Annotated in this window: 9 protein-coding genes; 4 read left to right on the forward strand and 5 right to left on the reverse strand. The window is 56.5% G+C overall.

Features of this window, described 5'->3' with window-relative positions; all coding sequences use genetic code 11:
- Window positions 1-125 precede the first annotated feature (125 nt).
- On the forward strand, window positions 126-1,121 hold the full coding sequence (gene add, locus OK409_RS05565; RefSeq protein ID WP_010245359.1) for an adenosine deaminase: 996 nt from the start codon (window positions 126-128) through the stop codon (window positions 1,119-1,121).
- A gap of 396 nt (window positions 1,122-1,517) precedes the next feature.
- Here add and OK409_RS05570 read toward each other — a convergent pair whose 3' ends face one another.
- The 5 genes from OK409_RS05570 to OK409_RS05590 all read right to left on the reverse strand — a co-directional run bounded on the left by OK409_RS05570 (window position 1,518) and on the right by OK409_RS05590 (window position 7,260).
- Window positions 1,518-2,564 carry an oxidoreductase gene (locus OK409_RS05570; RefSeq protein WP_010670085.1) on the reverse strand — a complete coding sequence of 349 codons (1,047 nt, stop codon included), beginning with the start codon at window positions 2,562-2,564 and terminating at the stop codon, window positions 1,518-1,520.
- A 102-nt stretch (window positions 2,565-2,666) separates the two neighbouring features.
- A complete protein-coding gene (gene araC / locus OK409_RS05575; protein WP_003853440.1) occupies window positions 2,667-3,584 on the reverse strand; it encodes an arabinose operon transcriptional regulator AraC in 918 nt (305 codons plus the stop codon).
- Between the two features lie 76 nt (window positions 3,585-3,660).
- Complete coding sequence (gene araH / locus OK409_RS05580) at window positions 3,661-4,644, reverse strand: L-arabinose ABC transporter permease AraH (RefSeq protein ID WP_010245363.1); 984 nt, start codon at window positions 4,642-4,644, stop codon at window positions 3,661-3,663.
- A gap of 12 nt (window positions 4,645-4,656) precedes the next feature.
- Window positions 4,657-6,177 carry an L-arabinose ABC transporter ATP-binding protein AraG gene (araG, locus tag OK409_RS05585; RefSeq protein ID WP_010245364.1) on the reverse strand — a complete coding sequence of 507 codons (1,521 nt, stop codon included), beginning with the start codon at window positions 6,175-6,177 and terminating at the stop codon, window positions 4,657-4,659.
- A gap of 99 nt (window positions 6,178-6,276) precedes the next feature.
- Complete coding sequence (locus OK409_RS05590) at window positions 6,277-7,260, reverse strand: arabinose ABC transporter substrate-binding protein (RefSeq protein WP_010245365.1); 984 nt, start codon at window positions 7,258-7,260, stop codon at window positions 6,277-6,279.
- 365 nt (window positions 7,261-7,625) lie between these two features.
- Here OK409_RS05590 and OK409_RS05595 point away from each other — a divergent pair, with 365 nt between their 5' ends.
- The 3 genes from OK409_RS05595 to OK409_RS05605 all read left to right on the forward strand — a co-directional run bounded on the left by OK409_RS05595 (window position 7,626) and on the right by OK409_RS05605 (window position 12,524).
- Window positions 7,626-9,329 (forward strand): ribulokinase, encoded by a 1,704-nt coding sequence (locus OK409_RS05595; RefSeq protein WP_061703991.1) that lies wholly within the window; start codon window positions 7,626-7,628, stop codon window positions 9,327-9,329.
- Window positions 9,330-9,531: 202 nt separating this feature from the next.
- Window positions 9,532-11,031, forward strand: a complete 1,500-nt coding sequence (gene araA, locus OK409_RS05600; protein ID WP_264366852.1) for an L-arabinose isomerase — start codon at window positions 9,532-9,534, stop codon at window positions 11,029-11,031.
- Between the two features lie 1,025 nt (window positions 11,032-12,056).
- Entirely contained in the window at window positions 12,057-12,524 is a 468-nt protein-coding gene (locus OK409_RS05605; RefSeq protein WP_010670081.1) for a GNAT family N-acetyltransferase, read from the forward strand.
- The last annotated feature ends 27 nt before the right edge of the window (window positions 12,525-12,551 follow it).

The raw sequence follows: 12,551 nt of genomic DNA on the forward strand, positions 1-12,551 counted from the left end.
CCATTGCTCGCCGGTTATGCGTAATTAAGCAGCATCCGGCGCAGCTGTTGCGCAAATAGCTGGCGCTGTTGCGCAAGATATTTTTATAATGCTCTGCACTTCACCGACAACTGAGCGAGTGCGCCATGATCGATTCTAAAATTCCTCTGACTGATATTCACCGCCACCTTGATGGCAACATCCGTGCACAAACCATTCTCGATTTAGGTCGCCAGTTTAACCTCGCCCTGCCTGCTTCCACGCTGGAGACGCTGCGTCCGCATGTGCAGGTCGGCCAGAATGAGCCTGACCTGGTGAGCTTCCTGCAGAAGCTCGACTGGGGTGTAAAAGTGCTGGGTGATCTGGATGCCTGCCGCCGGATCGCGCAGGAGAATGTCGAAGATGCCGCCCGCGCGGGCATTCACTATGCTGAACTGCGTTTTTCCCCTGGTTATATGGCGATGACCCACAACCTGCCGATTGCCGGTGTGGTTGAAGCGGTAATCGAGGGCGTGCGCGCAGGCCGTCAGCAGCACGATATCGACGTGCGTCTGATCGGTATTATGAGCCGTACCTTTGGCGAAGATGCCTGCCTCAGCGAACTGGAAGGTTTGCTTGCCCATCGCGATCACATCACCGCGGTCGATCTGGCGGGTGATGAGCTGGGCTTCCCGGGCAGCGAGTTCCTGAGCCACTTTACCCAGGCGCGCGATGCCGGTTTCCGCGTGACCGTCCATGCGGGCGAAGCGGCCGGACCCGAGAGCATCTGGCAGGCGATTCGGGAGCTGGGTGCAGAACGTATCGGTCACGGCGTGAAAGCGATTGAAGATCGCGCGCTGATGGATTTCCTGGCGGAGCACCGTATTGGTATTGAATCCTGCCTGACCTCCAATATCCAGACCAGCACCGTGCCATCACTGGCGCAGCATCCGCTGAAGACCTTCCTGGAGCATGGCATTCTGGCGACAATCAACACGGATGATCCGGCGGTTCAGGGCATTGAACTGGCGCATGAGTATCATCACGCCGCTCCGGCTGCCGGTCTGAGCGCGGCGCAGATCCGTCAGGCGCAGGAAAATGGTCTGACGATTGCGTTCCTTAGCGAAGCAGAGAAAGCGGCTCTTCGCGCACGGGTGCAGTAATCCTGAAGCGTAGCGACAAAAACGGGCCCGGATATCCGGCCCGTTTTTATGGTAACGAGGTATAGATCTTTTCGCTGTGGGACCGAGCCTGCGCAGAGACTACGGTCAGATCGGAAAGACGCAAAAGCCGTCATCCGTGACACGCTCGTCCCACGCAATTACGCACCTCATCCCTGAGGTGCGCCCGTACCGGGCCAACGCGTTGCGTTGTTCAAAAACGCTCCCGGCGTTTTTGTCCATGGCGTGGGACGCTTTCCTCTTCTGACCCTGTTCCCTGCACGTTAAGTTAGTTAGTTGCGGCCAGAATCGTTCTGAGTGGGTTGTGGCAGCAGAGTGACGGGCCGGATATCCGGCCCGTTTCGCTTTTTTACTTATTGCGTTTTAAGCACCGACCGATTAAACGCGCTTTAGCGACATCGTCTGGCGTTTCTCGGCGGATTGCAGACCTAACTCGATCAGCTCCATCACATGAATCGCCTCTTCCGCTGTCACCGGATTGTTACCACGTCCGGCAATCGCATCGCGGATGCCCGCATAGTAAGCGGGATAGTTGCCTGGCTGGGTCAGCTGGGTCGTTTCGGTCAGGGAATCTCCGTCAACCAGCGTCAGAGTGCCATCACGCATGTCATAGCCCCAGTCTTCCTGCGGCGGGAAGTCACCTGACTTCAGGCGATCTTCCTGCGGATCAAGACCATATTTGACGTAACTGCCGCGCGTGCCGTGGACGGTATAACGGGCAGATTCTGCCGCTACCAGCATGCTGGCGTGCAGCACAACACGGCGCTGCGGATAAGTCAGCGTCGCGTGGAAGTAGTCGGTGGTCTGCGCGCCCGGACGCATCTCGGCCAGATCAACCGTGATAGCGACCGGCGGGCCAAACAGCTGCAGCGCCTGGTCCAGCAGATGCGGCCCCAGGTCATACCAGATTCCGCTGCCTGCGCCTTTCATTTCACGCCAGCGATTACGCACTTCCAGACGGAAGCGGTCAAAGTGCGATTCGAAGTAGCGCACTTCACCCAGCGTACCGGCCTCAATCAGCGATTTCAGCGTCAGGAAGTCACTGTCCCAGCGGCGGTTGTGGAACACCGACAGCAGCAGCCCTTTGGCTTTCGCCAGCGCATCCAGTTCACGTGCCTGTGACAACGTCACGGTGAACGGCTTATCGACTACCACATGTTTACCGGCGTTCAGCGCTGCTTTTGCCAGCGGGAAGTGCGTGTCGTTGGGGGTAGGAATAACGATCAGTTGCAGCGTCGGGTCGTCCAGCAGCGCCTGAGGGTCGGCCACTACCTTAACGGCGGGCCAGTCGGCGTGGACTTTGCTGGCGTCGCTACTGGAAATGGCTGCCAGCTCGACGTCCGGCGTCCCCGCAATCAGCGGGGCGTGAAACGTTTTACTGGCAAAACCGTAGCCGATCAGACCAACACGTAATTTATCGCTCATTTGGATTCCTCTCAGAGCCTGATTGACCAGACTCTTAGTTGATAACCTGATTGATTTAAGACTATTAACCAAATGACGACAAGCCGGAATTCCCCGAAAAAACTAAGAGATAGCACTTCGCGCCAGCGGCCAGGCGGTCTGAGCGGCCAGGCTGTCGTGCGCATCCTGATTACGGCGGCGGAAGTCGCTGGGACTGACGCCGACCCGCTTGCGGAACACCCGCGAGAAGTAGAGCTGATCGTCATAGCCCACTTCACGTCCTACCGAGGCGATCGGCTCCTGGGTGGTCTGCAGCAGCAGTTTCGCGCGGATTACGCGCTGATCTTCACGCCAGCGCAGCAGGTTCACGCCCATCTGCTCGCGGAACAGATGCGCCAGCCGCGACGGCGACAGACAGACGTGGCGCGCCACCTCTTCAATCTTAACCTCGCTGGCGAGATGGTTGGTGACGTACTGGCAGGCTTCAATCACGCGCGGATCGCGAATTAACTGATGGCTACGAGGATCTTCTTCAACGGCGCGCAGCAGCAGCCGTTCCAGCAGGTTCATCGCCAGCTCTTCCGCAAAGCGACGGCCCGAATTGTGGGTCTGTTCGATACTGGCAAACAGGCGGTCAAATTCGCCGCGCAGCGATTCAGGCAGCAGCAGACGTCCCACGCCCTCCTGCTCATCCTGCCAGCGCAGCCAGTCGTGCCAGTAGGCGCGCGGACGGAAATAGACCCAGCGGTGAAACCACTGCGGGCTGTCCGGCGCGCGACCATAATAGTGAGCCGTTTTCGGCTGAAACAGCAGCATTTCGCCAGGTTCGCAGTCAAATGCCCGCTCGCCGTCAAATACCCGCCCTTTACCTTTGATAGTGAGATTCAGAATGTAACCTTTCATGCCGTGCGGGCGATCGATAAAGAAATCGAGCGGGCCATCTGCGGTAATGGGCGTCAGCCCCGCCACCAGCCAGGCATTGAATGAATAGCCCGGCAACAAGGGGTTTTGCTGCTCGGCCGGTAATTCACGGTGATACATAGCGTCCTCACTCAGTCTGTTATTGTTCGGATAGCCCGCAGAGGCTTCTGCCTCTGCGGACCAACGGCTCGCTCAATCAGGCTTTTTTCTGTTTGTAACGGTCAAAAATCACCGCAGCTAACAGTATCAGACCGCGTACCACATACTGTGAGAATGGCGAGATATTCAATAAATTCATCGCATTCTCTACCGTGCCGAGGATCAGCACCCCTGCCACCACATAGGAGATTTTACCGATGCCGCCCTTCAGCGAAACGCCACCCAGCACGCAGGCAGAAATCACCACCAGCTCATAGCCGATGGAGGTCATTGGCTGGCCGCTGGTCATACGTGACGCCAGGATGATGCCCGCCGCCGCTGAAACCAGACCGGAGAGGATAAAGATGATGATGCGGGTGCGCACCACCGGCACACCGGCCAGACGTGCTGCTTCTTCATTGCCGCCAATTGCCAGGGTGTTACGGCCAAAGGTGGTTTTGTTGAGCAGGAAGCCGAAGATCAGCATCGTAGCCAGGGTCAGCCAGATGGGCGCAGGCACGCCAAGCCAGTTGGCAAAGCCCAGTTCGAAGAAGCGCTCATCTTCGATACCGACCGCTTTACCGTCAGAGAAGATATAGGCCAGGCCGCGCACAATCTGCATGGTCGCCAGCGTGGTAATCAGCGCATTGATCTTGAGGCGGGCAATCACAAAGCCGTTGATAAAGCCGGTGATCATACCGAGTACCAGGCCGGCACCCACGCCAATCCACAGGCTTTCGGTCATGTTAATCACCACGGCGGTAACCACACCCGCACAGGCGATGACGGAAGCGACCGACAGGTCAAAATCACCGGAGGCCAGACAGAACAGCATGCCGCAGGCGACCATGCCGGACATCGACATCGCCAGCCCTAAGCCTTTCATATTGATAAACGAGCCGAAGTTCGGCACAAAGATCGCACAGACAATAAACAGCAATGCAAATACCACCAGCATGCCGAAGTTGTCCCAGATGCGACCTAACTGCAGGCCGCCGCGTGAAGCGGGCTGCGGCGTATTTGAGGTCGTGGATGAAGCCATGATGATCTCCTGTCAGGCCACGGCGGCCGCTTGAGTGGTTTTGGGCATCGCCAGGCTCAGCGTCTGCTGCTCCGTGGCGTCGTCGTGTAGCAGTTCACCGGCAATGGCACCTTCGCGCATCACCACGATGCGATCGGCCAGGCCCATCACTTCCGGTAAATCGCTGGAGGCGAACAGCACCGCAATGCCCCGGTTCGCCAGCTGATAAATCAGGTTATAGATTTCATGTTTGGCACCGACATCGATACCGCGCGTGGGCTCATCCAGCAGGATCACCTTCATATCCTCTGACAGCCAGCGTCCCAGAATCGCCTTCTGCTGGTTGCCGCCGGAAAGGTTCATGATCAGCTGATCGGCGCTGGGCGTTTTGATGTTCAGCGAGCGGATATGGCTGTCGGCATTTTTATTTTCCCAGCCGTTTTTAATCAGGCAGCCCGCAGTAAGGTTATGACGACGGGCGCTGATGTTGATGTTGTCGCGCACCGAATGCACCGGAATAATGCCCTCGGCTTTGCGATCTTCCGGGCAGAGCATGATGCCCGCACGGATGGCATCGATCGGCTCCCGCAGCGGCAGCGGTTTGCCGTCCAGAATCACCTGACCGCCGCGCAGACGCGTGCCGCCAAACAGCCCTTTCAGCAGTTCACTGCGACCGGCACCGACCAGGCCAAACAGGCCGACGATTTCACCGGCATGGACTTTCAGCGAAATCGGCGTCCGCACGCCCTTCGCTTCGACCTTGTCCAGCTCCAGCCGCACCGCGCCTTTGGCACGCGGTGAATAGCCATAGATATCACCAAGGTTTCGTCCCACCATCGCCTGCACCAGATCGTCGTGATGGGTGTTAGCCATATCGGTAAACGTCCGCACGTAGCGGCCATCTTTAAAGACGGTGATGGCATCGCTGAGGGCGAAGATCTCCTCCATGCGGTGTGAAACGTAGAGCACCACCCGGCCCTCCTCACGGAGCTGACGGATGACGCGGAACAGGTTGTCGATTTCACGCGCCGACAGGGAGCTGGTTGGCTCATCAAAGGCGATAATACGCGCGTTACGCGCCAGCGCTTTGGCAATCTCCACCATCTGCCACTGCCCCAGCGACAGATATTTCAGCGGCATATCGGGATCGATATCCATGCCGAGATTTTTCAGTTGCAGGCCCGCCTCAAAACGCATCAGCTTACGGTTGACCAGCCCATGTTTGTGCGGGATCTGACCGAGATAGATGTTCTCTGCCACGCTCATTTCCGGCACCAGATGCAGTTCCTGGTAAATAATGGCGACGCCCGCGTCCAGCGCATCGGTGGTGCGCTGAAAGCTCATCGGCTGGCCTTTAATACGAATCTCACCGCCGCTCGGCTGATAACTGCCGCTGAGTATTTTTAACAGCGTCGATTTGCCTGCGCCGTTCTCGCCCATCAGAGCATGGACTTCACCGCCACGGCAGTCGAAGGAGATATCCTGCAACGCTTTGACGCCAGGGAAGGTTTTACTGATGCCATGAAACGACAGAAATGCTGAATCAGTGTTCATGTTTTTCCTCACTCTTTCGCGCCACCGGCCGGTTATGGCGGGCGGCGCGAAATTGGCTATTAAGGATGCCAGGCGACAAACTGCCTGGCAGGCTCAGGGTTACATCAGTCCTTTTTTCGCCAGTTCAGTTTTGAAGTTGTCACGGGTGATCAGCACCACATCGGTAACTTCGGTGAATTTCGGTGGCTCTTCACCTTTGCTGACCCAGTTGTAGAGCATCTGGCTGCTTTTGTAGCCGTGGATATCCGGGCTTGGCAGCAGCGATCCGTAGAAGCCGGTTGCCTTCTCTTTCGACAGTTCACTGATGGCATCCACGCCGTTGATGCCGATACCGATGACGTCAGCGGCTTTAAAGCCCTGACCTTCGGTCGCACGCACGCCGCCCAGCACGGTGTTGTCGTTCATGCCGACAATCAGCCAGTGTTTGACTTCAGGATGCTGAACCAGCAGAGAGTTACCGGCGTCAAACGCGCCAGGGATGTCGTTAGATTTGGTGGGGACTTGGTAGATCTGCGCTGCCGGGAAGCCAGCGGCTTTGATGGCGTCCATGGAGCCGCCGGTACGACGACGAGCGGTGTCGAGTTCGTTGGCGGTAATCGCCATCACGCCGGTGGTTTTCACATCCCAGCCGCGTTTCTGCATCTCTTTATAGAGTTCCTGACCCTGACGCTCACCAATTTTGGTCGCGGCCATCATCACCAGCGGCACGGTATCCATTGGTTTGCCTTTGGCGGTGACGAACTGGTCATCGACCGCGATGACTTTCAGACCGTAGCCACGCGCTTTTGCCATGATGGCAGAGCCGAGTTTCGGATCGGGCGTACAGATAACAAAACCTTTCGCGCCGTTAGCCGCCAGGCTGTCGATGGCATTCAGGGTTTTTTCACCATCCGGCACGGCAATTTTAATGACATCAAAGCCAAGATCTTTGCCCGCTTTGTCGGCGAATTTCCATTCAGTCTGGAACCAGGGTTCTTCTGGTTGCTTGACTAAGAATCCCAGCTTCATGGTCTCGGCGATAGCGGATTGTGACATAACCGCTGCCAGGCCGATGGCCGCGAACGCTTTAGTGAATTTATGCATGATGCTCTCCGGTACCAGGTTATTTTTCGCTGCTAATAACGAATCGGTGTAAACGCTACCAGTTTGTTTTGTTTTGTGGGTACAGCCATAAATCAGTGCGTTAGGCTGGCATGTGCTGACAGACTGTCCAGACGCTGGGCTAGTTTTAGCGGTATTAGCGAAGAAAAATGTAGAGCGGTATCACATCTTAAAATCACGACAAAATGATCCATATATTCAGCAAATTTAACCGGACCTTAACTTTTGCAATGGATCACAAAATCACTGCCGATGACAGAAAAGTGCATATTGTCAGCCAGCGATGACTAACTGATTTGGCGCGCCGAACCCAGGATACAGGAGTTAACTAACTACAGGAGATTCCGATGCGTGCTGGAGCCATCACCCTTGGGCTGGACTTTGGTAGTGATTCGGTGCGTGCGCTGGCCGTGGATTGTCATAGCGGCAAAGAGCTGCAGAGTGCGGTGTTCAGCTATCCGCGCTGGCAACAGGGCTTATACAGCGATCCGCACACTAACCGTTTTCGTCACCATCCACAGGATTACATCGACGCCATGGAGCAGGCGCTGCTCGGCGTGCTGAATGCACTGAGTGAAGATCAGCGCAACGCCGTGGTCGGCATTGGTGTTGACAGCACCGGTTCGACCCCTGCCCCTATTGACCGCGACGGCAACGTGCTGGCGCTGCGTCCGGAGTTCGCCGACAACCCCAACGCGATGTTTGTGTTGTGGAAAGATCACACCGCTATAGAAGAAGCAGAAGAGATTAATCAGCTGTGCCACAGCGGCCGCTTCCAGGATTACAGCCGCTATATTGGCGGAATTTACTCCTCTGAGTGGTTCTGGGCGAAGATTCTGCACGTGTCGCGTGAAGATGCGGCCGTGCGTGACGCCGCTGTCTCCTGGGTCGAGCTGTGCGACTGGGTGCCAGCCCTGTTAAGCGGCACCACCGCACCTGACAAATTGCGTCGGGGGCGCTGTGCGGCCGGGCACAAGGCGCTGTGGCACGGCGACTGGAACGGCCTGCCCGATGTGGATTTTCTCAATGCGCTGGACCCGCTGTTAACGCAACAGCTCGACTCTCCCCTGTTTACCGATACCTGGACCGCTGATCTGCCTGTCGGCACGCTTAGCCCTGAATGGGCGCAGCGTCTTGGCCTGACGCAAACCGTGACGCTTTCGGGTGGCGCATTTGACTGCCATATGGGCGCGGTCGGTGGCGGTGCCAAACCCTATACCCTGGTGAAAGTGATCGGCACCTCGACCTGCGACATCCTGATTGCGGATAGTGAAAAGGTCGGCGATCGCGACATCAAAGGCATCTGTGGTCAGGTCGATGGCAGCGTAATGCCAGGCGCTATCGGGCTGGAGGCGGGTCAGTCTGCCTTTGGTGATATCTACGCCTGGTTCAGCCGTTTACTGGGCTGGCCGCTGCAGCTGGCGGCGCAGCAGCATCCGGAGCTGAAGCCTCAGCTGGCTGAGATGCAAAAGAGTCTGATTAAAGATCTGACCGAGGCCTGGGCCGCAAACCCGCAGCTCGACCATCTGCCGGTGGTGCTGGACTGGTTTAACGGTCGCCGCACGCCAAATGCTAATCAGCGGCTGAAAGGGGTGATTACCGACCTCAATCTGGGCACCGATGCCCCCGCCCTGTTTGGTGGTCTGGTCGCCGCCACCGCATTTGGTGCACGCGCAATTATGGAGTGCTTCGAGCAACAGCAGATCCCGGTCGAGAGCATTCTGACCCTGGGCGGCATCGCGCGGAAATCCCCGGCGATTATGCAGGCCTGCTGCGATGTGATGAACCGCCCACTGGATATCGTCGCTTCTGACGAGTGCTGTGCGCTGGGTGCGGCTATTTTCGCCGCCGTCGCCGCCGGTGTGCATGCCAGCGTTCCCGACGCCCAGCAGGTGATGGCCAGCCCGATTGCCGTGACGCTGCAGCCCGATCCGGCGCGCGTCGCACGCTATCAACAACTTTATCAACGCTATCAACAATGGTGCGTGGCGGCTGAACCGCAATACGCCGCACGCCCCGCTTCCGCTAAGAGCCTATCTCAGCAGGCGTAATGTTGCAGGCAGTCTGGACACGGACAGCGCGGAACAATCCGTAGTACACGGAGTACGTGAGGATGACTCGCTACGCTCGCCCTTTCAGGGCCGCCCTGACGGGCGTTCAGGTTGCTAAAGCAGCCTGTGTGAGCACTGCCCAGGTTCAGACTAACAAATAAAATAGCCTATTGAGGTAGGCTCAAAGTAAAGGAGTGATTTTATGGAACAGTCAAACAGCTACAGCGTGTGGTTTGTCATCGGCACGCAGCACCTCTACGGGGCGGAGACGTTACGCCAGGTTGAACAGAATGCACGTCAGGTGGTAGAGGGTTTAAATCAGGCCGGTTTACCGCTGCGTCTGGAGCTGAAACCGCTGGTTAAGTCACCGGATGAAGCGCTGGCTCTGTGTCGCGACGCCAATTATGACAAGGAGTGCGTCGGTATCATTACCTGGCTGCACACCTTCTCCCCGGCCAAAATGTGGATCGGTGGTCTGAGCGTGCTGAATAAGCCGCTGCTGCAATTCCATACCCAGTTCAATGCGGAGATTCCGTGGGACAGCATGGACATGGACTTTATGAACCTGAACCAGACCGCACACGGCGGCCGCGAGTTCGGTTTCATCGGCGCCCGTATGGGCCTGCAGCACAGCGTGGTGACCGGTCACTGGCAGGATAGCGCCAGCCAGCAGCGCCTCGGCAACTGGATGCGTGCAGCACTGACAAAACAGGCCAGTCAGCAGCTGAAAGTTGCGCGTTTTGGCGACAACATGCGTGAAGTGGCCGTGACCGAAGGCGATAAAGTCGCCGCGCAGATTCAGTTCGGTTATTCGGTGAATGGCTGGGGCGTCGGCGATCTGGTTGAGGTGATCAATGGCGTCAGCGATGGCGACGTGAATGCGCTGGTCGAAGAATATGAAAGCCTTTATCGCTTTACCGATGTTGCCGCTTCCGGCGGCGAAAAGCGTCAGAACGTGCTGGATGCCGCGCGCATCGAGCTGGGTCTGAAGCGTTTCCTGGAAGCAGAAGGCTGCCACGCTTTCACCACCAACTTCCAGACGCTGCATGGCATGACGCAGTTGCCAGGTCTGGCGGTTCAGCGTCTGATGGGTCAGGGCTATGGCTTCGCAGGTGAAGGTGACTGGAAGACCGCTGCGCTGCTGCGCATTTTCAAAGTGCTGGCAGGCGATCGCAAAGGTGGCACCTCCTTTATGGAGGATTACACCTATCACTTCTCACCCGGTAACGATCTGGTTCTCGGCTCGCATATGCTGGAGGTCTGCCCGTCGATTGCCATTGAAGAGAAGCCATTGATCGATGTGCAGTTCCTGGGCATTGGTGATAAAGCCGATCCGGCGCGCATGATTTTCTCAACGCCAGCGGGTCGCGCGATTAACGCCAGCGTAATTGATATGGGTGATCGTTTCCGTCTGCTGGTTAACGTGGTGGATGCTATCGAACAGCCGAAACCGCTGCCGAAGTTGCCGGTTGCGCGCGCACTGTGGAAAGCCCAGCCGTCACTGGCAACGGCATCCGAAGCGTGGATTCTGGGCGGCGGCGCGCACCATACGGTGTTCAGCCAGGCGCTGACGCTGGATGATATGTATCTGTACGGTGAGATGAACGATATCGAAGTGCTGGTGATTGATGAGCACACGCGTTTACCTGCGTTTAAAGACGCACTGCGCTGGAACGAAGCGTATTACCGTTTGAAACGTTAATAACTAAAGGGCGCTGTTCAATTTTTTAATTAACAGCGCTCTTAAGTAAGTTAATGAAACGGCCGACGCAGGATTATGCGGCATCAGTTTTTGATAAATACTGTGCTATTCAGTCGGGAATGACGGGCGTTCCGTAATTTTGATAGTTCAGCGCATGTTTTTAAAGCCATGATCAAGCCCAACCGGGAAGGAAAGGTATGCCTGAAAAGCAAAGCGTCCGCGCCAGGGATGGCGCGGCCGATCCGCATGGATGCGGGAATCCTTTGCGATCAGGCATATCTTTCCTGACCTTTCTCATCAGCCAACAGCAATTTGTATTAATCCACCATCAATAGAAATATCCACTGTCCTGCTTCTTAAAGCGATGCATTAGCCCAACCGGGAAGGAATGGTATGCCTGAAGAGCAAAGCGTCCGCGCCAGGGATGGCGCGGCCGATCCGCATGGATGCGGGAATCCTTTGCGATCAGGCATACCTTTCCTGACCTTTCTCATCAGCCAACAGCAATTTGTATTAATCCACCATCAATAGAAATATCCACTGTCCTGCTTCTTGAAGCGATGCATTAGCCCAACCGGGAAGGAATGGTATGCCTGAAGAGCAAAGCGTCCGCGCCAGGGATGGCGCGTCCGATCCGCATGGATGCGGGAATCCTTTGCGATCAGGCATACCTTTCCTGACCTCTCTCATCAGCCAACAGCAATTTGTATTAATCCGCCATCAATAGAAATATCCACTGTCCTGCTTCTTAAAGCGATGCATCAGCCCAACCGGGAAGGAATGGTATGCCTGAAGAGCAAAGCGTCCGCGCCAGGGATGGCGCGGCCGATCCGCATGGATGCGGGAATCCTTTGCGATCAGGCATACCTTTCCTGACCTTGCACCTAAATCCAATAGCGATTGTTTTTACTGTCATACAAAAGAGAACCTAAGTCTTTGCTATAACTTAACCCTTTCATGAACTTGCACTTTCCCCCACCAGCCTGTATTGCTTGTAGCCTGACAAAACAAAGGTCGCCAGCGCCATGCACATTGCCGAGCTAAACCAACATCCCGGCTTCGCCGGACAAACCGCACAACTGTTGCACACTGAATGGTCACATCTTCCTGCATGGTCTCACCCGCCTGCCATCCTTGAGCGTTTAAAACAGCGCAATCAGAAACCTTCGGCAGAATTTACTCTTATTGCCACACCGGATGGCGAAACGGTGGTCGCGACCTGTAGCGTCATTCGCTATGAACTGGATGACATTCCGGCACGAGAATTCTGGATTGGTGAGGTGGTGACGGACAAGGCATTCCGGGGTCAGGGCGTGGCAAAAGCGTTAATACAGCAGGCGATTGCGCGAGCCAGACAACAGCAGATGGGTGAACTGTGGCTCTATACACCCGATCAACAGGCGTACTATCAGCGTTCAGGATGGCAGGCAGTGGAACAGCGGCAAATAGCGGGTGAAGAAGTCACGGTAATGGTGCTGCCTCTGGCGCAGTAAAAGGCGGCTCCTGCGAGCCGCCATTGA

Origin of the sequence: Pantoea sp. RG18 (genome assembly GCF_025910075.1) — a bacterium.
Classification (GTDB): domain Bacteria; phylum Pseudomonadota; class Gammaproteobacteria; order Enterobacterales; family Enterobacteriaceae; genus Pantoea; species Pantoea agglomerans.